The sequence below is a fragment of the Pseudomonas sp. 273 genome (assembly GCF_029201425.1).
In the GTDB taxonomy this organism is placed as follows: Bacteria; Pseudomonadota; Gammaproteobacteria; order Pseudomonadales; family Pseudomonadaceae; genus Pseudomonas; species Pseudomonas delhiensis.
Genome location: NZ_CP116775.1, coordinates 3402394 through 3423776, shown reverse-complemented (window position 1 = coordinate 3423776; position 21383 = coordinate 3402394). Strand labels below are relative to the sequence as shown.

Sequence of the window (21383 nt, the reverse complement as noted above, 5' to 3'; positions counted from 1 at the left end):
TGAAGGACCAGCCAGTGAAACCCACCCTCAGGACCGTGCCGGGGAAACGCCCGTGGCGCTGACCGAGCCGCCGCGCGACGCCGCCGCCCGCTGGTTCGCGCGCCTCCAGGACGGCGCGCTGGACGCCGCCGGGCAGGCCGCCTTCGAGGCCTGGCTGGCGACGCCGGCGCACCGCCACGAATTCGAGCAGCTGCAGCGCCTGTGGCGCGCCGCCGACCTGATCCCGGCGCAGCGCCTGCGCCAGCTGGCCGCCGACGAGCCCATCGCCCTGCGCCCGCGCGGCACGCGGCGGCGCTGGCCGGCGTTCGCCGCGGCGGCCTGCGTGGCCGGGCTGGCCGCCGGCGTCGTGCTGTTCGGCGGCTGGGGCCGCGACTACAGCGCCGAGTTCCACACCGCCCTGGGCGAACGCCGCCAGGTGGAGCTGCCCGACGGCAGCCAGCTGGAACTCAACGGCAACACCCGCCTGCAGGTGCGCTTCCGAGACCTGCGCCGCGACGTGACCCTGGAGCGCGGCGAGGCCATGTTCAGCGTCGCCCATGCCGCCGACCGGCCCTTCGTGGTCGACGCCGGGCTGGGCGCGGTGACCGTCACCGGCACGCGCTTCGACGTGCGCCGCGACGCCGGGGAAGTGCGGGTAGCGGTGGAGGAGGGCAAGGTACGGGTGGCCGGGCGCGAAGCGGCCGCCGCCGAGCAGTTGCTGACCGCGGGGCTGGGCACGCGCATCGACGCCCGGGGGCGGGTGGCGCCGGCTGCGGCCACCGACGTCGCCGCACAGACCGCCTGGCGCGACGGGCGCCTGGTGTTCAACGGCGCGAGCCTGGCCGAAGTGGCCCGCGAGGTTTCCCGCTACCGTGCCCAGCCGCTGCGTGTCGCAGGGCCGGAAGTGGCGAAGATGCGCCTGACCAGCGTGTTCCGCGTGGACGACACCGACGCCCTGCTGATGGCGCTGCCGCACCTGCTGCCGGTCAGGGTGCGGGCCTTGCCCGACGGCTCGAGCGAAATAATTCTCCGTTAGATTCAGGTTTTCATCGCCCTGTTTCGTCTTCCCCGGCAAAGGCTCGCCAGGCCCCTTTCCTGCGAGCCGCCATTGGGACCTCAAGGAACAGGAACATCGTGACCAACCCTTCGCTTCGCATGCCTTCCCCCCGCGCCGGCCGGCGCCTGCTGCCACTGGCCCTGAGCCTGGCCATCGCCGCCGCCATCGGCCAGGCCCAGGCCGCCCAGGTGGACATCCGCCCGATGCCGCTGAACGACGCGCTCAAGCAACTGGGCCAGCAGACGTCGCTGCAGCTGTTCTTCACCCCCGACCTGGTGGACGGCAAGCAGACCCCGGCGGTCAGCGGCGAGCTGACCCCGGAGCAGGCCCTGGAGCGCCTGCTGCAGGGCAGCGGCCTGGACTACGAGGTGGTCGGCAACGGCATCGTCCTGCGCAAGCGCGCGGCCGGCGCCGACGAGCCGCTGCAGATGGAGTCCTCCGAGGTGAAGGTGGTCGGCGACTGGCTGGCCGACGCCCAGGAACGCGACGTGCAGAACCACCCCGGCGCGCGCACCGTGGTGCGCCGCGAGGCCATGCAGGAGAAGGGCGTGGTCAGCGTGCGCGAGGCGCTGCGCGGCATCCCCGGCGTGCAGGTGCAGGACAACAACGGCACCGGCGGCAGCGACGTCTCCCTCAACGTCGGCGTGCGCGGCCTGACCTCGCGCCTGTCGCCGCGCTCCACCATCCTCATCGACGGCGTGCCGGCCGCCGTGGCGCCCTACGGCCAGCCGCAGCTGTCGATGTTCCCCGGCGTGGCCGGCAGCTACGACAGCATCGACGTGGTGCGCGGCGCCGGTTCCGTGCGCTACGGCCCGCAGAACGTCGGCGGGGTGATCAACTTCGTCACCCGGGCCATCCCCGAGAAGTTCTCCGGCGAGGTGGGCACCACCGTCGAGCACGCCGGCCATGGCGGCTGGAAGCAGATGCAGAACGCCTTCATCGGCGGCACCGCCGACAACGGCATCGGCATGGCCCTGCTGTATTCCGGGGTGAAGGGCGACGGCTACCGCGACAGCAACAACCACAACGACATCGACGACGTTACCCTGAAGACCCACTGGGCGCCCACCGACGCCGACGATTTCGCGCTGAACCTGCACTACTACGACGGCACCGCCGACATGCCCGGCGGCCTGACCCAGGCGCAGTACGACCACGACCCCTACCAGTCGGTGCGCGACTACGACAACTTCCGCGGGCGCCGCGGCGACGGCTCGTTCAAGTGGACGCGCAAGATCGACGACCTGACCCAGCTGGAAGTGCTGACCTACTACAGCGACAGCTTCCGCGGCAGCGACATCGCCAACCGCGACCTCAAGACCCTCGCGTCCTACCCGCGCGACTACCACACCTTCGGCTTCGAGCCGCGCCTGTCGCGGATCTTCTTCCTCGGCCCGACCACCCAGGAAGCCAGCGTCGGCTACCGCTACCTGAAGGAAGACATGGAAGAGCGCGCCTCCCAGGTAGCCCTGGTGAACAACGTGCCCACGCCGCAACCCGGCGCCGACGGCCACGTCTACCAGGACCGCACCGGCGGCACCGAGGCCAACTCGCTGTACATCGACGACAAGATCGACGTCGGCAACTGGACGGTGACCCCCGGCATCCGCTTCGAGCGCATCTCCACCGACTGGCAGGACCGCCCGGTGCTGGACAACAAGGGCAAGCCGGTGCAGGCGAAGAACCGCAGCAAGGACTACAACGAGCCGCTGCCGGCGCTGAGCGTGATGTACCACGTCTCCGACGCCTGGAAGCTGTTCGCCAACTACGAGACCTCCTTCGGCAGCCTGCAGTACTTCCAGCTCGGCCAGGGCGGCCGCGGCGACCAGACCGCCGACGGCCTGGAACCGGAGAAGGCGCGCACCTACGAGCTCGGCACGCGCTACGACGACGGCGCCTGGGGCGGCGAGGTGACGCTGTTCTACATCGACTTCGACGACGAGCTGCAGTACATCAGCAACGACGTGGGCTGGACCAACCTGGGCGCCACCAAGCACCAGGGCATCGAGACCTCGCTGCACTACGACCTGGCGGCGCTGGACCCGCGCCTGGAAGGCCTGTCCGCCTACGGCACCCTGACCTACACCCGCGCCACCTACGAAGGCGAGATCCCCGGCTTCAAGGGCCGCGACCTGCCGTTCTACTCGCGCCAGGTGGTCACCCTGGGCCTGCGCTACGTGCGCGACCGCTGGACCTACAACGTCGACGCCTTCGCCCAGTCGAAACAGCGCTCCCCCGGCCCGAGCACCAACGCCGACGGCAGCTTCACCCACAACTACATCACCGAGCCGACCGCCGACGGCCAGTACGGCGACATCCCCGGCTACGCCCTGTGGAACGCCCGGGTGGGCTACGACTTCGGCCCGCAGCTGTCCAACCTCAAGCTCGGCGCGGGGGTGAAGAACATCTTCGACAAGGAGAGCTTCACCCGCTCCAGCGACAACAACGCCGGCATCTACGCCGGCCAGCCGCGGACGTTCTTCGTGCAGGCGAGCGTGGGGTTCTGAGCGGGAGAGGGTGCGGAGCTCGATCCGGGGTGAGGTATTCGGATAACGCCATGATCGCGGACAGAGTCCTACGGTTCCAGGAAGCACGGTCGTAGGAGCGGACTCCGTCCGCGATTGGACTCACCGGCGGCACGAAATGGCGGCGGATAACCGCGAACGGTTATTCGCCCTACGGACTTGCCGGCTGACGCTGCGTTATCCGTTTGCTCGGGACAGCCCCCTCTCCCTTCAACGCGGATCGCGTAGGCGAGGATTGGGGATAGGGCACCGTCCGGCGTGAACGGGAAGTTCTGCGTCAGCCGGAAACACCGGGTATCACCGGCTGGCACGACACTCACGCTGGGCACGGATAGCCCCCTCTCCCTTCAGGGAGAGGGCTGGGGAGAGGGTGCGGAGCTCGATTCGGGGTGAGGTATTCGGATAACGCCATGATCGCGGACAGAGTCCGCTCCTACGGTTCCAGGAAGCACGGTCGTAGGAGCGGACTCCGTCCGCGATTGGACTCACCGGCGGCACGAAATGGCGGCGGATAACCGCGAACGGTTATTCGCCCTACGGACTTGCCGGCTGACGCTGCGTTATCCGTTTGCTCGGGACAGCCCCCTCTCCCTTCAGGGAGAGGGCTGGGGAGAGGGGACGGAGCTCGATCCCAGTGATGGCGTTTCCCCTGACACCAAGCCCCTCCCTAACCCTCCCCTGAAGGGAGAGGGGACCGTTCGTTGTGAGTGGGAAGTCCGGCGCCAGCCGGAAACGCCGGCATTGCCGGCTGGTACGACACCCATCCTACGCAAGCCCCATATGCCAGGCTCATCCACCCGCCGGACTGAATCGACGAATAGCCTCCAGCACCGTATCGCGGTCGCCGCGCAGCGGCTGGCTGCCCAGGTACTCGACGAATCGCGGATCGTCCAGCAGCACGAGGAAGCGCTCGCCGTCCCCGGTCAGGCGTTCGCCGTCGCTGGGGGTGCCGACCTCGTTGCCGTGGTAGAGGCCTTCCAGCAGGCCCAGGCGGCGCATCAGGTCGGTGAGGATCAGCGCGTTGGCGATGACCACGTCGGCATCCGGCGCCTCCGCGCCCAGGCGGCGGTGCAGTTCGGCGTGGTAGTGGCGGGCGATGGCCTCCGCCGGGAAGGGACCGCCGTCGGCGCGGCGGGCGCCCTCCAGCAGGCGCTTGGTCAGTTCCAGGTCGATCATGGCTTGGTTCCCGTCACTACAGGCGTTCTCCTGGCAGGGGAGCGGCGCCCCTGCCTCAATGGATGTCCAGGTAATCCCACAGTTCCCGCGCGACCTGGCCGTCGCCGAACAGCAGGCGGCCTATGTCCAGGCCGAGCTGGCGGTAGCTCTCGAACTGCGCCTCGTCGAAGAACTGGTCGGCGGTGGTCTGGTTGGGGAACTCGGGGTTTTCGCGGGCGTAGTTGAGCACATCCGCGGACATGCCGGCGATCCGCCGCGGCTTGAGCACCAGCAGCCAGCGGCGCGGCGGCGCCTCCGGGCGGGGCGGGCGCGCCTCGCCATCGGCGCAGTCGCTCACCTCGAACAGCAGCGCGCACTTGCTGGCGTTCGTTGCCGGCGGCTGGCGGAACTCCTCCAGGCTGCCGAACACCTTGGCCAGCACCGGGTTGCGCAGCACGCCACTGTCCTCGCGCACTTCCAGGTGGTGGTCGATGCGCGCCAGGCGCACCAGGTTGGCCAGGTCGTCGAAGCGGTAGTCGGCGTCGCAGCCGCAGTCGCACACCAGCGTCAGCTCGATGTCACGCCCCGGGCGCAGCAGTTCGTAGCCGGCGGTGTTCTCGAAATGGCCGCCGTCGGACAGGTACTGGTACTCGCGGCGGTGGCCGTGGAAGTGCGCGGTCAGCTCGTAGAGCAGGTAGGTCTGCGTCGGCAGCAGGCTGGCGAAGCCCGGGGCCTGGTCGTGCACGGCCTCGAAGCGGCTCGGCCACCAGACGCCCAGGCGCACGTTGGCCAGGCCCAGCACCAGCGAATAGCCCAGGCTGGTGGCGCGGCCCAGGCCGGTGCTGACCGCGGCGCCGGAGATGCCCACCCACTGGCCGATGCTCAGCGGCATGCCGATTTCCGAGGCCAGGCCCGTGGCCGGGCCGCGGCGCTGCGGCGTGCCGTCGTAGATGAAGGCCGGCTCGCTGATGTGCCGGCCGCCGGGCGCCAGGCACAGCGGTTTGCCCTTGCGGTCGCGCTGGACCAGTTGCTCGGCGGGGTCGACGGTCAGGTTCAGGGTGACGTTGAGCAGGTGCAGCGGGCCGGCGGTGGGCGGGCCGTAGTAGTGCTCCACGGCGAGGTCGTCGCCGCGCTGGGGCTCGGCGACGCTCATCTGGCGCTTGCGGGTGGCGCTGTCGGTTTCCGCGAAGCGTTCGCCGTTCGAGGCGCCCAGGTAGGCGCGGGTCAGCCGCGCGGCGTAGTAGGGCTGCAGCGTCGAGGTATTGAGGAAGCCGACGAACTGGCTGTTCAGCAAGGCCACCAGCAGCGCCGAGAGGCCGAGCAGGAACAGCCGCAGCAGGGCGCCGTCCTGGTCGAGGCGGACGGCGCCGTCGGCGCCCACCCAGAGGGCGAACAGCGCCCAGGCCAGGCACACCACGGACAGCAACAGCACACCGGCGATCAGCCCTAGCACGTCCAGCGGCAGCTTCGCCAGCCAGCCGGGGATGGCCTTCTCGTCCTTGAACACCGCCAGCTTGCGCACCAGCCAGATCAGCAGCGGCAGCACCCCGCCCACGCCGGCGGCCCAGGGGCCGTGCAGCTTCTCGTAGAGCTCCTCGGCGAGGAGGCCGAGCAGGGCCAGGTAGAGCAGGGCGGCGGTGAGGATCAGCGCCTGGCTGAGGCAGCGGGTCACCAGCACCCGGTAGTTGCGGACCGAGTCGGGGCCAAGCTCGTCGCGCGGCCCCGGCCGCACCCAGGCGGCGAACTGCAGCAGCCAGTTGCGGGCCACCCCGCGCAGCACGCCGGTGCCTTGCAGGGTGCCCGCCAGGCGCTCGATGGCGGCACCCAGGCGCGCCCGCGGGCCGCTGCCGCCACCGGGGCGCGGTCGCTTCGGCGCCATGCGGCGGACCAGCAGGGCGGCGGCGAGCATGGCCAGCGCCACCACCACCGCGGCCACCAGGTGCCAGGCGGCCAGCGGCCCGTAGCCCAGCAGCAGGCACAGCACGCAGCCGATGGCCAGCGCGATGAACATCGCCAGCGTGGCGCCGGCGGCCCAGTTGAACAGGCTCGGCCGTTCGTCCAGGTCGTTGCGCGGGATGACCTGCCAGTAGGCGATCACCAGCGGCAGCACGGCGAAGACGAACAGCGCGGCGGGCACCAGCAGCAGGTTGGCGGTCAGCGCCAGGCGGAACAGGTACAGCAGGGCGAAGGCCAGCAGCAGCGGCATGCCGATCACCAGGTGCAGCGACAGCCAGTTGCGCCAGGTCATCGCCAGGGCATAGAACATGTCGCCGGCCCCGGTGGGGGTGAGGTAGCGGCCGTTCTCTCGCAGCCAGGCGCCGGGCGCCCCGAGGATGTTGGCGCCCTGGTAGTCGGTGCTGGTGCTGATGCGCCCCGGCGGTTCGTGGCGCAACACGCCATAGGCGTCCAGGGCGGCCTGGCGTGCATCGCTGGCCGGCGCCGGCGGGTGGCGCGGCGGCAGTTCGCGCAGGCGCCCGGGCAGGAACAGGCTGTAGAGGAAGCTGCCGACGTAGCCGCCACCGCTGACCGTGGACAGGTAGTCGAAGTCCGCCAGCAGCGGCGGCGCCTCGCCCTGCGCCTGCTCGCCGCGGCGCGGCGACGGTGCCCGGGCCAGGGCCTGCAGCACGCCCAGGCAGAAGGTGGCGCTGCGGATGCCGCCGCCGGACAGCCCCAGCCCCCACTTGTACGCATCGGCGTTCAGGCCGAGGCTTTCGCGGCGGAAGGCGATGCGCTCCCGTTCGTTCTCCAGCTGGGGCTCCAGCGGGTCCTTTTGCACGCGGGGCATGGGCGTCCTCCTTGGCGTGGCACGCTGCCAATCGGCCGGGCTAATCGAAGTAAAGCAGGCGCCGGGAACCCCGCCAGCGACCGCCCGTCCCGCCGCCGCCCGACGCAGCCGGGAGGTGCCGGCGGCGCCGGGCTGAGGTAGTCTGGCCGAATGCCGCCACCTGAAGAGACGCCACCCGTGGAGTACCGCCTGACCACCCGCGACGCCGTGCTGGTACGCCCCAGCCTGGCGCTCTGCGAACCCTTGCGCCGGGCCCTGCAGGACAGCTACGCGGAGCACGCGCCCTTCCTCGACTGGGTGACGCCGCAGGTGAGCGCCGAGCAGGTGCTGCGCTCGCTCAAGGGCGCCATCGCCAACTACGCCGCGCCCCTGGCGGAGAAGCGCCTGTTCCTGCTCTCCGCCGACCGCGCCGAAGTGATCGGCTGCATCGGCCTGCAACCCCGGGGCAGGGGCGACAGCTACGTGATCGGCTACTGGGCCAGTTCGCGCTTCGCCGGCCAGGGCTACCTGAGCGCGGCCCTGCGCGAGGTCTGCGCGCAACTGCCGAGGGCCAGGCTTTACCTCACCACGTCCTCGGCCAACCCGCGCAGCCAGCGCCTGGCCGAGGCCGCCGGCTTCTGCCTGGTGCGCACCCTGCGCGGGGCGCGCAACGATGCCTGGCATGGCACCCAGGACACCCTGGTCTACCGCCGCGCGCCCCGGGCCTGACGCACGCAGGCGGCGAACAGCGGGTCCTGCAGGTAGGCGACGTTCAGGCGCATCCAGGGGTTGGCCTGGCCGCGATCGGTGCTGAAGATGGCGCCCGGCACCAGGGCCAGGCCCTGGGGCAGCGTGGTGCGGGTGAAGGCCTCGGCGTCGTCGATGTGCGGGAAGCGCGCCCAGAGGTACAGGCTCTGTTGCGGGCGGCATAGCACCTCGGCGCCCAACTCGTCCAGCACCGCCAGCGCGGCGCGGGTGGCCTCGGCGACCTGGGCCTGCAGGCGGGTGAGGTGGCGCAGGAAGTAGCCTTCGCCCAGCGCCACGTCCACGGTGCGCTCGCACAGCTCCGAGCAACTGGTGTGCAGCAGCATCTTCAGGTCCGCCAGTTCCTCGATGCGCTCGCGGCTGCCGGCGATGAAGCCGACCCGCAGCGAGGCCGAGATCGACTTGGAGAAGCTGCCGACGTAGAGCGTGCGGCGCAGCTGGTCGAGGGTGGCGACCTTGATCGCCGAACTGGGCTTGAAGTCGGCCAGGGCGTCGTCCTCCACCAGCAGCAGGTCGTGCTCGTCGGCCAGCTTCAGCAACTGGTGCGCCTTCACCGGCGAAATGTCCGAGCCGGTGGGGTTGTGCCCCACCGATTGCAGGAAGAACAGCTTCGGCCGTTCGTGGCGCAGCAACTGCTCCAGCACCTGCAGGTCCGGCCCGTCGGCCAGGCGCGGCACGCTGAGCATGCGCGCGCCCTGCAGCTGCAGCTTGCCGAACAGCGGGTAGTAGCCGGGGTTCTCCACCAGCACCGCGTCGCCGGGGGCGACGAAGCGCCGGACGATCAGGTCCAGCGCATGGTTGGCGCCGTGGGTGGTGAGGAGCTGCCGCGGGTTGCCGTCGATGGCGTAGCCGGCCAGGCGGCGCACCAGGCTCTGGCGCAGCGCCGGGTTGCCCAGGCGGTTGCCGTAGCGGAACAGCGAATTGGCGTCGGTGCGCAGCACCTGACGGGTGAAGCGGTCCAGGCGCATGTCCTGCAGCCAGGCCACCGGCGGGAAGCCTTCGCCCAGTGGCGCCCGGGCCGGCTCGCGGACGAACTGCTGGCGCATCATCCAGATGGTGTCCAGGGCGCGGGTGTAGGGCAGCGGCTCCTCGGCCTCGCTGCCGCGCGGGACGCTGGTGCGGACGAAGAAGCCCTTGCCGTGGCGCGCCTCCACCAGGCCCTGGGCGGCCAGCAGCTCGTAGGCGGTGATCACGGTGTTCTTCGAGTGGCCGTGCAGGCGCATGTACTCGCGCAGCGAGGGCAGGCGGTCGCCGCGCTGCAGCGCGCCTTCGCGGATCTGCCGGGCGAGGGACTGGGCGACCTGCTCGGCGAGGGTCTGGCGGGGCACGGCGCTCTCCGGGAGTGTCATGGGTACAGTGTGGGTACTGTTGCAGCCAACTGTACCTTCATCGACGGGACCAGTCATAGCACCTTAGGGCCTCGGGCGGCCCCGGCGCCGCCCGCATCCCACAAGAACCACAACGGACGCCCACGATGCCCATCGATTCCCGCCTTCCCGAATTCCGCAACCTGTCGCCTCGCCAGCGCCTCGACCAGCTCGCGGCCCTGCTGCAGCTGCCCGAGCTGCAGCGCCTGGCCGAACCCGGTGCGCTGCCGCTGGAGGTGGCCAACGGCATGATCGAGAACGTGCTCGGCACCTTCGAGCTGCCCTATGCGGTAGCCAGCAACTTCGTGGTCAACGGCCGCGAGCTGCTGGTGCCGATGGTGGTGGAGGAACCCTCGATCGTCGCCGCGGCTTCCTACATGGCCAAGCTGGCCCGCGCCGGCGGCGGTTTCCGCACCTCCAGCAGCGCGCCGCTGATGCGTGCCCAGGTCCAGCTGGTGGGCCTGGGCGACCCGTTCAACGCGCGCCTGGCGCTGCTGCGGCACAAGGAAGAGATACTCGAGCTGGCCAACCGCAAGGACCAGCTGCTCAACAGCCTGGGCGGCGGCTGCCGCGACCTGGAGGTGCACTGCTTCGCCGACAGCCCGCGCGGGCCGATGCTGGTGGCGCACCTGATCGTCGACGTGCGCGACGCCATGGGCGCCAACACGGTGAACACCATGGCCGAGGCGGTGGCCCCGCTGATGGAGCGCATCACCGGCGGCCAGGCGCGCCTGCGCATCCTCTCCAACCTGGCCGACCTGCGCCTGGCCCGGGCCCAGGTGCGCATCGCCCCACAACAGCTGCAGTCGCGGGACTACAGCGGCGAGGCGGTGATCGAGGGCATCCTCGACGCCTACTGCTTCGCCGCCGTCGACCCCTACCGCGCGGCCACCCACAACAAGGGCATCATGAACGGCATCGACCCCCTGATCGTCGCCACCGGCAACGACTGGCGCGCCGTGGAGGCGGGCGCCCATGCCTACGCCTGCCGCAGCGGCCACTACGGCTCGCTGACCACCTGGGAGAAGGACGCCGAAGGGCACCTGGTGGGCAGCATCGAGATGCCCATGCCGGTGGGCCTGGTCGGCGGCGCCACGCGCACCCACCCGCTGGCCCAGCTGTCGTTGCGCATCCTCGCCGTGCAGAGCGCCCAGGAACTGGCGGAAATCGCCGTGGCCGTGGGCCTGGCGCAGAACCTCGGGGCCCTGCGCGCCCTGGCCTGCGAAGGCATCCAGCGCGGCCACATGGCCTTGCACGCGCGCAACATCGCCCTGGTGGCCGGCGCCCGCGGCGAGGAAGTGGACTGGCTGGCGCGGCGCCTGGTGGAAGCCGGCGACGTGCGCGCCGACCGCGCGGTGGAACTGCTGCGCGAAAGGCGTGGCGCATGAGCGGCCGGGTGAAAATCGTCGAGGTCGGCCCGCGCGACGGCCTGCAGAACGAGCCCCAGGCGCTGCCGGTGGCGGCGCGCGTCGAACTGGTCGAGCAACTGGCCGACACCGGGCTGCGGCACATCGAGGCCGGCGCCTTCGTCTCGCCGCGCTGGGTGCCGCAGATGGCCGACAGCGGCGAGGTGCTGCGCCGCCTCGGGCGCAGGCCCGGGGTGCGCTTCAGCGCCCTGGTGCCCAACCAGCAGGGCCTGGAGGCGGCGCTGGCGGCGGGCTGCGAGGAGGTGGCGGTGTTCGCCGCCGCCTCCGAGGCCTTCTCCCAGCGCAACATCAACTGCTCCATCGCCGACAGCCTGCGCCGCTTCGAGCCGGTGCTGGCGCTGGCCCGCGAGCGCGGCGTGCGGGTGCGCGGCTACGTGTCCTGCGTGCTCGATTGCCCCTACGGCGGCCCGGTGGCGCCGCAACGGGCCGGCGAGGTGGCGCAGCGCCTGTACGAGCTGGGCTGCTACGAGATCAGCCTGGGCGACACCCTCGGCAAGGGCACCCCGGATGCCACTGCGCGGCTGGTGGAGCACTGCGCCGAACGCCTGCCGCTGGCAGCCCTCGCCGGGCACTTCCACGACACCTTCGGCATGGCCGTTGCCAACGTGCACGCGGCCTTGCAGGCCGGCGTGCGCACCTTCGACAGCTCGCTGGCCGGCCTCGGTGGCTGCCCCTATTCGCCGGGCGCCAGCGGCAACGTCGCCACCGAGGACGTGCTGCACCTGCTGCACGGCATGGGCTACGCCACCGGCGTCGACCTGCCGGCCGTGGCCCGCCTGGGCACGGCCATCAGCCAGCGGCTGGGCCGGCCCAACGCCTCGCGCGCCGGCCGCGCCCTGGCCGCCGCAGGCGGTGAGCGGCACCCCTGAAACAGCGCAACCGCAACATAACAACAAGAGCCCAGCAGGGCAGGAGCCTTACCATGAACACCCACGAAACGGCGCCGTCGACGGCGCCTGGTCCCCATCCCGAAGCCCGGCTCTACGAGGTCTGGGGCGACACCATCGACAGCCGCCACCTGGCTGGCGCCATCGCCATAGGCGCCGCGGTCAGCCTGGGCGCCTTCCTGCTCGCCGAGCGGCTGTTCCTCGGCCTCGTCGACTCCAGCCAGATGGCCCGCGCCTACGCCATGCTGGTGGGCATCCTCGGCTGCCTGGCCGGCGGGGCGATCAGCGCCATGCTGTTCAAGCCCAAGCGCCTGGTGGTCGAGCATGTGGCCGACGCGGCCTGGCGCGAGCAGGCCCTGCGCGAGCTGGAGGCCGAGTACGGCGGCCTCGGCGAGCTGCGCGACCTGCCGCCGGAAGTGCTGGCGGAGCTGAAGGAGGTCCAGCTGTACGACCTGTTCGCCCAGGCCCACGGGGCCGCGGAGAAACGCGTGCCTGCCGCGGCGCCGGTGATGGGAGGGGCGGCCTGATGGAGCTGTTCCTCGACCAACTGCCCGTCGCGCTGCTGATGGCGGTGATCGGCGCCGTGGCCTTCGCCGCCATCGGCCTGGTCTCCGGCAGCGACGAAACCACCACCCTGGCGCCGCTGACCCTGCTGGTGGTGCTGCTGGGCGTGGCCCCGGCCGGGGTGTTCGCCTTCTTCCTCGCCGGCGCGGTGGCCAAGCACATGACCCACGCGGTGCCCACGGCGCTGCTGGGCATCCCCGGCGACACCATGGCCACGCCGCTGATGCGCGAGGCGAACTTCCTGCGCAACCTCGGCGTGCCGCACATCGCCCTGCGCAAGATGATCTCCGGCGCGGTGCTGGCGGCGTTCATCGCGGTGCCCCTGGCGGTGCTCTTCGCGGTGCTGCTGGCCCCCTTCGGCGAGGCCATCAAGCAGGCGGCGCCCTGGGTGTTCCTCTGCGCGGCCCTGGCCATCGCCTGGTTCTCCGCCGGGCGCTGGGCCGCGCTGCTGGCCCTGGGGCCCTTCGTGCTGCTGATCGTGGCGCTGCAGGCGCTGACCGCCCAGCACGGGGTGAAGCTGGCGGTCAGCTACTTCCTCGGCATCGCCGTGGGGCCGCTGATCGTCTCGCTGTTCGCCCTGCTGGCGCCGGCCGAACGCCAGCGCATGCGCCGCAGCGAGCCGCGCACCTTCGCCCTGGCGCCGGACGTGAAGGGCTGGGACGGCTACTTCCCCAACCCGCTGAAGGTGCTCGACCGCCGCCAGACCGGCTGGACCCTCGGCACCGCCGCCGTCTCCAGCGCCACCTTCGTGTTCAGCCCGGTGGCCATGACGGTGATCCTCGGCGAGATCGTCGGCTCGCGCATCCGCCATGCCTACCACCGCCTGACCTCGGTGCTGGCGGCGCGCAACGGGGTGACCGAGTCCACCTACATCGCCGAGGCGCTGATCCCGCTGATCGCCTTCGGCCTGCCGCTCAGCCCGGTGGCGGCGGGCCCCGCGGCGCCGCTGTTCAACGCGCCGCCACGCTTCTACGTGGATGCCGCCAGCGGCCAGGTGCACAACCTGCACAGCCTGATGGAACCCTGGGAATTCCTGGTGTTCGGCCTGCTGGCGGTGCTGGTGGCGGTGCTGATCGCCTATCCCTTCGCGATGAACTTCGCCCACCGCGCGGCCTCGTTCGTCTCGCGGCGGGTCAGCCACGAGGCGGTGATCGCCACCTTCGTCGGCCTGATCCTGGTGATCGGCCTGTGGGAGGGCGGGGTGCTGGGCCTGCTGGTGATCCTCAGCGTGGGCCTGCTCGGCGGCCTGCTCGGCCGCTTCCTCGGCTTCAACATCGGCGTGCAGTTCATGGGCTACTACACCGCCGTCCTCAGCGTGCCGGTACTGCTCGCGCTGGCCGGCTGAGCCATCCGGAGGCCGCCGCGCCTCCATCCCCGGCCGCGTCCCGCCGTTGCCCCGCAGCGGTGCGGCGGCCTTCGTCCCGAGAAAAGGAAACAACAACAATGACAATCCTTGCCAACCCGCTGTCCACCCCCGGCCGTCGCCTGTTCGGCCTCACCTCCGCCTGCCTGCTGGCCAGCGGCGAGAGCCTGGCCGGGGGCTTCGCCGAGGATGCGCAGGCCTCGCTGAACCTGCGCAACTTCTACATCAACCGCAATTTCGTCGACGCCGACTTCCCCCGCGCCAAGGCCGAGGAATGGACGCAGAGCTTCATCCTCGACGCCCGCTCCGGCTATACGCCAGGCGTCCTGGGCCTGGGCGTCGACGTGCTGGGCCTGTACTCGCTGAAGCTGGACGGTGGCAAGGGCACCGCCGACACCCAGTTGCTGCCGCTGCACGACGACGGCCGCCCGGCGGACGACTTCGGGCGCCTGGCGGTAGCGGCCAAGGCGCGGCTGGCCAACAGCGAGCTGAAGGTCGGCGAGTGGATGCCCAGCCTGCCGGTGCTGCGCGCCGACGACGGCCGCTCGCTGCCGCAGACCCTGCGCGGCGCCCAGCTCAGCGTGCGGGAGATCGACGGCCTGGGCCTGTACGCCGGGCAGTTCCGCAGCAACAGCCCGCGCAACGACGCCAGCCAGGACGACCTGTCCATGGCCGGGCGCCCGGACGCCACCTCCGACCGCTTCGACTTCGCCGGCGCCGAGTACCGCTTCAACGGCCAGGCCACGCAGCTGGGCCTGTGGCACGCGCGGCTGGAGGACATCTACCGCCAGCAGTACGTCAACCTGCGCCACGGCCAGGGGCTGGGCGACTGGCGCCTGGGCGCCGACCTCGGCTACTTCGTCGGCCGCGAGGATGGCGCCGCCCGCGCCGGCGAGCTGGACAACCGCACCCTGTCGCTGCTGCTTTCGGCGGGGCAGGGGGGGCACACCTTCTACCTGGGCCTGCAGCGGCTGTCCGGCGACAGTGGCTGGATGCGGGTGAACGGCAGCGCCGGCGGCAGCCTGGCCAACGACAGCTTCAACTCCAGCTACGACCAGGCCCGCGAGCGCTCCTGGCAACTGCGCTACGACTACGACTTCGCCGCCGCCGGGGTGCCGGGGCTGACGTTCATGACGCGCTACATCCGCGGCAGCAACGTGCATACCCGCGATACCGCCGACGGCCGCGAGCGCGGGCGCGAGACGGAACTGGGCTACGTGGTGCAGAGCGGGCCGTTCAAGCGCCTGAACCTGCGCCTGCGCAACGCCAGCATCCGCCGCGACTTCAGCAGCAACGCCTTCGACGAGTACCGGCTGATCCTCAACTACCCGCTCCCGCTGTTCTGACGCCCCTGGTCGGCCCGCCGCCCGTGCCGGGGCGGCGGCGCTAGACTGGAGCAAACGGGGAGCGGGAGGCTCCCCCGCAGCCGGCCGCGCCGGCGCCACGGGGCAGTGGGGCGGCGCCGCTTTCCCGGAGGTGTGCCATGAGCATGTCCAGTCGTTTGCAGAGCTGCCTGTCGCAGCACCAGAGTCGCTACGATCTGCTGCCCCACGCCACGTCCATGACCACCCGCGAGGCCGCCCGCCGCGCCGGCGTGCCGCCGCAGCAGATGGCCAAGCCGGTGATCCTCGACGACTTTCAGGGCCACTGGCTGATGGCCGTGGTGCCGGCCAGCCGCCAGGTCGACCTGCACAAGGTGCACAAGCTCACCCGGCGCAACTGGCGCCTGGCCCACGAGGGCGATTTCTCCGCGCGCTTCGAGGACTGCGCGCCCGGCGCCATCCCGGCGGTGGGCAGCCTGTTCGGCCTGGAGACGCTGATCGACGAATCCCTGGGCGAGCAATCGGACATCTACTTCGAGGCCGGCGACCACAACGCCGTGGTGCACATGAGCGGCCGCCAGTACCTGGAGCTGATGCCCGAGGCACGGCAGGGGCGCTTCTGCGAATAGTGCGGGCCTCGAACCTTTTCCGATCCTGCGCCGCTAGCGACCGGCGGGCTCAGGCCATGTCGCTGTGGGCGAAGCCCTGGCCGAGGAAGTCCAGCAAGCCGCGCACCGACGGCAGCAGGCCGCGCCGGGAAGGGTAGACGGCGTGCACGATGCCGGTACGCGGCGCCCAGTCCGGCAGCAGGTTGACCAGGCTGCCGTCGGCCAGCGCCTCGCGCACCACCACCGACGGCAGGTGCACGGCGCCCACCCCGGCCACCGCCGCCTGGCGCAGGGCTAGCAGGTCGTCGGTGACCAGCCGCGGCTGGTAGCGGGCCTGGGCGCGGGCGCCGTCGGGGCCGTCCAGCTGCCACTGGTAGTCGCGCTGCGGCGAGCCCCAGTGCAGCGTCGGCAGCGCCGCCACCTCGGTGGGCGAGGGGCGCTCGCTCAGGCGCTGGCGTAGGGCCGGCGCGCCCACCACCAACTGCCGGCTCTCGCCCAGCACCTTCATCACCAGTTCGCTGCCTTCCAGCGGCGGGAAGCGCACGCGCAGGGCGATGTCGAAGCCTTCCTGGATCAGGTCCACCTGGCGGTTGGTGGCCTCCACCTGCAGCTCCACCAGCGGGTAGCGCAGCATGAACTCGGCCAGCATCGGGCCGACCCAGAAGTTCAGCAGCGCCGTGGGGCAGCTCAGCCGCACCCGGCCCTGGGGTTCGGCACGGTGGCGCTCGATGACCTCGGCGGCGCCCTCGGCCTCCACCAGCATGGCCAGGCAGTGGCGATAGTATTCCTGGCCGATCTCGGTCACCGAGAAGTGCCGGGTGGAACGCTGGATCAGGCGCACGCCCAGGCGTTCCTCGAGGGCGGCGATGCGCCGGCTGAGCTTCGACTTGGGTTCGCCCAGGGCCCGCCCGGCCGGGGCGAAGCCACCGTGCTCGACCACCTGGGCGAAGTAGTAGAGGTCGTTGAGGTCTTCCACAACGGTGTTCTCCAAATGGAACGCTGAAGATGATTTTCGCAGTCTACCGACTGTAGCGTTGCGATTCTAAGGTGTCTCCATGCACTCAGGAGGCACCCCCATGAAAGACATCCTCGGTATCTACAGCGCCCCGCGCCCGCACTGGGTCGGCGACGGCTTCCCGGTCCGCTCGCTGTTCTCCTACGACCGCCTGGGCGACCAGCTCAGCCCCTTCCTGCTGCTCGACCATGCCGGGCCGCACGACTTCCCCGGCGACGGCGCGCGCCGTGGCGTCGGCCAGCACCCGCACCGCGGCTTCGAGACCGTGACCCTCGTCTACCAGGGCGAGCTGGAGCACCGCGACTCCAGCGGCGCCGGCGGGCGCATCGGTCCCGGCGACGTGCAATGGATGACCGCCGGCGGCGGCATCCTCCACGAGGAGTACCACGCCCCGGCCTTCGCCCGCAGCGGCGGCACCCTGCACATGGCGCAGCTGTGGGTGAACCTGCCGGCCCGGGACAAGCTCACCGCGCCGGCCTACCAGACCCTGCTGGACACCAGCATCCCCCGCGTCGAACTGCCCGGCGGCGCCGGCCAGCTGCGGGTGATCGCCGGCGACTACCGCGGCCACCGCGGCCCGGCCCACACCTTCAGCCCGCTGGATGTCTGGGACCTGCGGCTGAACCCCGGCAAGGCCTTCGAGCTGCGCGTCGAACCGGGCCGCAACACGGCGCTGGTGGTGCTGCGCGGCAGCCTGCGGCTGAACGGCGAGGAGCGGGCGGACGAGGGCCAACTGGTGCTATTCGAGCGACGCGGCGACGCCATCCACCTGGAGGCCGAGAGCGACGCCCTGGTGCTGCTGCTCAGCGGCGAACCGCTGGACGAGCCCATCGTTGGCTACGGCCCCTTCGTCATGAACACCCGCGAACAGATCGAGCAGGCCCTCGACGATTTCCGCCGCGGGCGTTTCGGACAGATGGCCGGCTGATCGTCACATGCCGGACTCGGCCAGCGCCTAGTCTGGTTGAACGCCCGCGCAGGGAGGCGTGGGGCATCCGGGCGGGAGGCCCACTTGCGAGGAAACGAAGATGAGCAACTTCGGCAATATCGCCAACTTCAACGGCCAGCGCCCGGTGATCGATCCCGACGACACCGCCATGCTGCTGATCGACCACCAGAGCGGGCTGTTCCAGACGGTCAAGGACATGCCCATGACCGAACTGCGCGCCAACGCCATCACCCTGGCCAGGATCGCCAGCCTGGCGAAGATCCCGGTGATCACCACCGCCTCGGTGCCCCAGGGCCCCAACGGCCCGCTGATCCCCGAGATCCACGAAGCCGCGCCCCATGCCCAGTACGTGGCGCGCAAGGGCGAGATCAACGCCTGGGACAACCCCGAGTTCGTCGCCGCGGTGGAGAAGACCGGCAAGAAGACCCTGGTCATCGCCGGCACCATCACCAGCGTGTGCATGGCCTTCCCGGCGATCGCCGCGGTCAACGCCGGCTACCGGGTATTCGCGGTGATCGACGCTTCCGGCACCTACTCCAAGGCCGCCCAGGAAATCACCCTGGCCCGCGTGGTGCAGGCCGGCGTGGTGCCCATGGACACCGCCGCGGTGTGCTCGGAAATCCAGCGCACCTGGAACCGCCCCGACGCCGCCGAGTGGGCCGAGGCCTACAGCCACATCTTCCCGCACTACCGCCTGCTGATCGAAAGCTACACCAAGGCCCAGGAAGTGGTGAACAACCACGAGGTGCTGGACTCGCAACGCTGAATCCCGACCGCGCCCGCTACAAGCCGGGCCTTCCCACCGCAAGAGGAAAGCGCAATGAGCAAGCCCTACGTCCGTCTCGACAAGTCCCAGGCCGCCGTGTTGCTGGTCGACCACCAGGCCGGGTTGCTGTCCCTGGTGCGCGACATCGAGCCGGACAAGTTCAAGAACAACGTGCTGGCCCTGGCCGACCTGGCCAAGTACTTCAAGCTGCCGACCATCCTCACCACCAGCTTCGAGAGCGGCCCCAACGGCCCGCTGGTGCCGGAGCTCAAGGAAATGTTCCCGGATGCTCCGTACATCGCTCGTCCGGGCAACATCAACGCCTGGGACAACGAGGACTTCGTCAAGGCGGTCAAGGCCACCGGCAAGAAGCAACTGATCATCGCCGGCGTGGTCACCGAGGTGTGCGTGGCCTTCCCGGCGCTGTCGGCCCTGGAGGAAGGCTTCGACGTCTTCGTGGTCGCCGATGCCTCCGGCACCTTCAACGAAGTCACCCGCGACGCCGCCTGGCGCCGCATGGAAGCCGCCGGCGCGCAGCTGATGACCTGGTTCGGCGTGGCCTGCGAACTGCACCGCGACTGGCGCAACGACATCGAGGGCCTGGCCGCGCTGTTCTCCGCGCACATCCCGGACTACCGCAACCTGATCACCAGCTACAGCACGCTGACCGCCGCCAAGTGAGCCCGGCGCGCACCGGTGCAGCGGTGCGCACGGCCCAACGGACCGCCAACCGGGGACGCTCGGTTGGCGGTTTTTTTTGGCTGAGCTTCGAGGGCAAAGTCCGTAGCCCGCTTCCTGAGGGGCCGTTCGTGCCACCGGGACGTCCGGCGTGGCCGGTGAGTCCAATCGCGGACAAAGTCCGCTCCTACGCCCGTGCTTCCCTGTAACCGTAGGAGCGGACTCTGTCCGCGATTCGGCGGATAACGCCGTAGGCGTTATGCGCCCTACGAACGCGCAGCCGAGGGCTGGGGAGAGGGCGATCTTAAACCCCATCCGCAACCGCCCCCACGCTACCCCCATCTCCCACCTGGCGCAGCAGTTCCACCAGCGTCCGTGCGCAACCCGGCAGTGCCTCGCGCTCGCGCACCAGCACGCTGCGTTCGCGCACCACCCAGGGCTCGTCCAGCTGCAGGATGCTCAGCCCCATGCTGCGCTGGTGGCGGCGCGCGGCGGTTTCCGGGAGCACGCCGATGCCCACCCCGGCCTCGATCATCCGGCAAGCCGCCTCGAAGCTGGCCACCTGGATGCGCAGGTTGAGGGTGCCGCCCAGGCGCTCCACCTGTTCGCGCAGGAAGCTCTGCAGGGTGCTGCCCTCGTGCAGGCCGACGTGGAAATAGCCGAGGGTGTCGGCCAGGGTGGGCGGGCGGCCCAGGCGTTCCAGGGCATGGCCGGGCGGCACCGCCAGCACCAGGTGGTCGGTGCTGAAGTGGAGGATCTCCAGGCTCTCGGCGCGCACCGGGCCGGCGACTATGCCCAGGTCCGCCGAGCCGTCGAGGATGGCCCGGACGATGTCGCGGTTCAGGCGTTCCTGCAGGTCCACGGTGACCGCGGGGCGCGCGGCGAGGAAGCCGGCCAGCACCTCCGGGAGGAACTCGGTGACCGCCGTGGTGTTGGCGAAGATGCGGATGTGCCCGGCCTGGTCGCCGCCCTGTTCGCCGAAGTCGTCCTTGAGCCGCTCCACCTGGCGCAGGATCAGCCGCGCGTGCTGCAGCAGGCGCTGGCCGCTGGGGGTCAGCTCGACGCCGCGGTTGTCGCGGTACAGCAGGCGGCTGTCGAGCTGGCTTTCCAGGGCCTTGATGCGGGCGCTGGCGGCGGCCGCCGAGAGGTGCGCGCGGCGGGCGCCCTGGGTCAGGCTGGGGGATTCGGCGATGTGCACGAAAAGGCGCAGGTCGGCCAGGTCGAAATGCATGGCGGGGCGTCCGGATGGCGTTCGGTTTCGGTTAACGCTGGATTATGGAAATGCGGATTCACGGAACGCAAGCCAACTTGCATGCTGTTCGGAAATTTCCCGGTCAGAGACACTGAGCATGAGCGAATCTTCCTACAAGGCCTGGATAGGCCGCAGCCAGGAAAGCCGCGACGAGCTGAGCACGCTGCTGGTCAGCCGCCTGGCCGCCACCCTCGGCGAGCAGGCCCCGGCCGCCGGCGAGGCGCTGCCGCCGCTGTGGCACTGGGCATTCTTCCAGGACGCCGTGGCCGAGGCCGGCCTGGGCGCCGACGGCCACCCGGCGCGCGGCGGCTTCCTGCCGCCGGCGGACGGGCGCAACCGCATGTGGGCCGGCGGCCGCCTGGAGTTCCACGCGCCGCTGCGCGTCGGCCGCGAGGCCAGCCGGGTGACCCGCATCCTGAACGTCGAGGAAAAGCACGGCCGCACCGGCGCGCTGCTGTTCGTCACCCTGCGCCACGACTACCTGCAGGACGGCCACCTGGCCCTGCGCGAGGAGCAGGACATCGTCTACCGCGAACCCAGCCCGCCCAGGCTCGGCGGCACCGAGGCGCTGCCCGAAGGCGCCTGGCGCGAGGCGGTGGAACCCAGCCCGGTGCTGCTGTTCCGCTATTCCGCGGTGACCTTCAACGGCCACCGCATCCACTACGACTGGCCCTACGTCACCGAGGCCGAGGGTTACCCGGGCCTGGTGGTGCACGGCCCGCTGATCGCCACCCTGAGCCTGCGCGCCTTCTGCCGCGCCAACCCGCAGGCGCGCCTGCGCCGCTTCGCCTACCGCGGCCTGCGCCCGCTGATCTGCCCCGAGCCTTTCGAGCTGGGCGGCCGCCCCAGCGGCCCCGGCAAGGCCGAGGTCTGGGCCGGCAACGGCGCCGGCATCGCCCAGCGCGGCGAAGTGGAATTCGACTGAACCCCCATCGAGGAA

The 21383-nt window shown here is 70.9% G+C and carries 18 protein-coding genes; 13 read left to right on the top strand and 5 right to left on the bottom strand.

Translation table 11 applies throughout. The annotated features are described in order from the left end of the window. Nucleotides 1–52: 52 nt before the first annotated feature. Together PKO50_RS15845 and PKO50_RS15840 are read left to right on the top strand one after the other, a co-directional pair. Nucleotides 53–1015, top strand: coding sequence for a FecR family protein (locus tag PKO50_RS15845; protein ID WP_275630264.1), 963 nt, complete (start codon nucleotides 53–55; stop codon nucleotides 1013–1015). Nucleotides 1016–1134: 119 nt separating this feature from the next. Beyond that, the gene (locus PKO50_RS15840; protein ID WP_275630484.1) at nucleotides 1135–3543 is read left to right on the top strand and encodes a TonB-dependent siderophore receptor; all 2409 of its coding nucleotides are present in this window, start codon (nucleotides 1135–1137) and stop codon (nucleotides 3541–3543) included. An 807-nt stretch (nucleotides 3544–4350) separates the two neighbouring features. On the opposite strand, the gene PKO50_RS15835 is transcribed toward PKO50_RS15840, so the two are convergent. Together PKO50_RS15835 and PKO50_RS15830 are read right to left on the bottom strand one after the other, a co-directional pair. Further along, nucleotides 4351–4737 (bottom strand): hypothetical protein, encoded by a 387-nt coding sequence (locus tag PKO50_RS15835; protein WP_275630263.1) that lies wholly within the window; start codon nucleotides 4735–4737, stop codon nucleotides 4351–4353. Between the two features lie 55 nt (nucleotides 4738–4792). Further along, a complete protein-coding gene (locus tag PKO50_RS15830; protein ID WP_275630262.1) occupies nucleotides 4793–7501 on the bottom strand; it encodes a hypothetical protein in 2709 nt (902 codons plus the stop codon). A 150-nt stretch (nucleotides 7502–7651) separates the two neighbouring features. On the opposite strand from PKO50_RS15830, the gene PKO50_RS15825 reads away from it, so the two are divergent. After that, on the top strand, nucleotides 7652–8209 hold the full coding sequence (locus tag PKO50_RS15825; RefSeq protein ID WP_109934109.1) for a GNAT family protein: 558 nt from the start codon (nucleotides 7652–7654) through the stop codon (nucleotides 8207–8209). On the opposite strand, the gene PKO50_RS15820 is transcribed toward PKO50_RS15825, so the two are convergent. Beyond that, the gene (locus PKO50_RS15820) at nucleotides 8185–9573 is read right to left on the bottom strand and encodes a PLP-dependent aminotransferase family protein (RefSeq protein ID WP_275630261.1); all 1389 of its coding nucleotides are present in this window, start codon (nucleotides 9571–9573) and stop codon (nucleotides 8185–8187) included. The two genes, PKO50_RS15825 and PKO50_RS15820, sit on opposite strands and share 25 nt — an antisense overlap. 146 nt (nucleotides 9574–9719) lie before the next feature. Here PKO50_RS15820 and PKO50_RS15815 point away from each other — a divergent pair, with 146 nt between their 5' ends. The 6 genes from PKO50_RS15815 to PKO50_RS15790 all read left to right on the top strand — a co-directional run bounded on the left by PKO50_RS15815 (nucleotide 9720) and on the right by PKO50_RS15790 (nucleotide 15804). Then, a complete protein-coding gene (locus PKO50_RS15815; protein ID WP_275630260.1) occupies nucleotides 9720–11000 on the top strand; it encodes a hydroxymethylglutaryl-CoA reductase, degradative in 1281 nt (426 codons plus the stop codon). Further along, a complete protein-coding gene (locus PKO50_RS15810; RefSeq protein ID WP_109934106.1) occupies nucleotides 10997–11908 on the top strand; it encodes a hydroxymethylglutaryl-CoA lyase in 912 nt (303 codons plus the stop codon). The genes PKO50_RS15815 and PKO50_RS15810 overlap by 4 nt, the downstream gene beginning before the upstream one ends. Before the next feature lie 53 nt (nucleotides 11909–11961). After that, nucleotides 11962–12453, top strand: coding sequence for a hypothetical protein (locus PKO50_RS15805; protein ID WP_109934105.1), 492 nt, complete (start codon nucleotides 11962–11964; stop codon nucleotides 12451–12453). Continuing rightward, on the top strand, nucleotides 12453–13835 hold the full coding sequence (locus tag PKO50_RS15800; RefSeq protein WP_275630259.1) for a tripartite tricarboxylate transporter permease: 1383 nt from the start codon (nucleotides 12453–12455) through the stop codon (nucleotides 13833–13835). The genes PKO50_RS15805 and PKO50_RS15800 overlap by 1 nt, the downstream gene beginning before the upstream one ends. A gap of 119 nt (nucleotides 13836–13954) precedes the next feature. Then, nucleotides 13955–15199: an OprD family porin gene (locus PKO50_RS15795; protein ID WP_275630483.1), complete on the top strand. Its 1245-nt coding sequence runs from the start codon at nucleotides 13955–13957 to the stop codon at nucleotides 15197–15199. 137 nt (nucleotides 15200–15336) lie between these two features. After that, complete coding sequence (locus tag PKO50_RS15790) at nucleotides 15337–15804, top strand: YbaK/EbsC family protein (RefSeq protein ID WP_109934103.1); 468 nt, start codon at nucleotides 15337–15339, stop codon at nucleotides 15802–15804. A gap of 49 nt (nucleotides 15805–15853) precedes the next feature. Here PKO50_RS15790 and PKO50_RS15785 read toward each other — a convergent pair whose 3' ends face one another. Then, nucleotides 15854–16759 carry a LysR family transcriptional regulator gene (locus PKO50_RS15785; RefSeq protein ID WP_109934102.1) on the bottom strand — a complete coding sequence of 302 codons (906 nt, stop codon included), beginning with the start codon at nucleotides 16757–16759 and terminating at the stop codon, nucleotides 15854–15856. 100 nt (nucleotides 16760–16859) lie between these two features. On the opposite strand from PKO50_RS15785, the gene PKO50_RS15780 reads away from it, so the two are divergent. The 3 genes from PKO50_RS15780 (at nucleotide 16860) to ycaC (ending at nucleotide 19194) form a co-directional block, all read left to right on the top strand. Next, entirely contained in the window at nucleotides 16860–17726 is an 867-nt protein-coding gene (locus tag PKO50_RS15780; RefSeq protein WP_275630258.1) for a pirin family protein, read from the top strand. Nucleotides 17727–17826: 100 nt separating this feature from the next. Continuing rightward, nucleotides 17827–18513 carry a hydrolase gene (locus tag PKO50_RS15775; protein WP_275630257.1) on the top strand — a complete coding sequence of 229 codons (687 nt, stop codon included), beginning with the start codon at nucleotides 17827–17829 and terminating at the stop codon, nucleotides 18511–18513. A gap of 54 nt (nucleotides 18514–18567) precedes the next feature. Further along, the gene (ycaC, locus tag PKO50_RS15770) at nucleotides 18568–19194 is read left to right on the top strand and encodes an isochorismate family cysteine hydrolase YcaC (protein ID WP_275630256.1); all 627 of its coding nucleotides are present in this window, start codon (nucleotides 18568–18570) and stop codon (nucleotides 19192–19194) included. 301 nt (nucleotides 19195–19495) lie between these two features. Here ycaC and PKO50_RS15765 read toward each other — a convergent pair whose 3' ends face one another. Beyond that, complete coding sequence (locus PKO50_RS15765) at nucleotides 19496–20422, bottom strand: LysR substrate-binding domain-containing protein (protein WP_275630255.1); 927 nt, start codon at nucleotides 20420–20422, stop codon at nucleotides 19496–19498. A 118-nt stretch (nucleotides 20423–20540) separates the two neighbouring features. Between PKO50_RS15765 and PKO50_RS15760 the strand changes: the two genes are divergently transcribed. Continuing rightward, a complete protein-coding gene (locus PKO50_RS15760) occupies nucleotides 20541–21368 on the top strand; it encodes a MaoC family dehydratase N-terminal domain-containing protein (RefSeq protein ID WP_275630254.1) in 828 nt (275 codons plus the stop codon). The last annotated feature ends 15 nt before the right edge of the window (nucleotides 21369–21383 follow it).

Bases quoted from the DNA above. Each gene is read 5' to 3' on its own strand.
- PKO50_RS15830 (WP_275630262.1), bottom strand. From the start codon at position 7,501: ATGCCCCGCGTGCAAAAGGACCCGCTGGAGCCCCAGCTGGAGAACGAA.
- PKO50_RS15810 (WP_109934106.1), top strand. From the start codon at position 10,997: ATGAGCGGCCGGGTGAAAATCGTCGAGGTCGGCCCGCGCGACGGCCTG.
- PKO50_RS15825 (WP_109934109.1), top strand. From the start codon at position 7,652: ATGCCGCCACCTGAAGAGACGCCACCCGTGGAGTACCGCCTGACCACC.
- PKO50_RS15790 (WP_109934103.1), top strand. From the start codon at position 15,337: ATGAGCATGTCCAGTCGTTTGCAGAGCTGCCTGTCGCAGCACCAGAGT.
- PKO50_RS15775 (WP_275630257.1), top strand. From the start codon at position 17,827: ATGAGCAACTTCGGCAATATCGCCAACTTCAACGGCCAGCGCCCGGTG.
- PKO50_RS15840 (WP_275630484.1), top strand. From the start codon at position 1,135: ATGCCTTCCCCCCGCGCCGGCCGGCGCCTGCTGCCACTGGCCCTGAGC.
- ycaC (WP_275630256.1), top strand. From the start codon at position 18,568: ATGAGCAAGCCCTACGTCCGTCTCGACAAGTCCCAGGCCGCCGTGTTG.
- PKO50_RS15760 (WP_275630254.1), top strand. From the start codon at position 20,541: ATGAGCGAATCTTCCTACAAGGCCTGGATAGGCCGCAGCCAGGAAAGC.
- PKO50_RS15815 (WP_275630260.1), top strand. From the start codon at position 9,720: ATGCCCATCGATTCCCGCCTTCCCGAATTCCGCAACCTGTCGCCTCGC.
- PKO50_RS15765 (WP_275630255.1), bottom strand. From the start codon at position 20,422: ATGCATTTCGACCTGGCCGACCTGCGCCTTTTCGTGCACATCGCCGAA.
- PKO50_RS15780 (WP_275630258.1), top strand. From the start codon at position 16,860: ATGAAAGACATCCTCGGTATCTACAGCGCCCCGCGCCCGCACTGGGTC.
- PKO50_RS15805 (WP_109934105.1), top strand. From the start codon at position 11,962: ATGAACACCCACGAAACGGCGCCGTCGACGGCGCCTGGTCCCCATCCC.
- PKO50_RS15800 (WP_275630259.1), top strand. From the start codon at position 12,453: ATGGAGCTGTTCCTCGACCAACTGCCCGTCGCGCTGCTGATGGCGGTG.
- PKO50_RS15835 (WP_275630263.1), bottom strand. From the start codon at position 4,737: ATGATCGACCTGGAACTGACCAAGCGCCTGCTGGAGGGCGCCCGCCGC.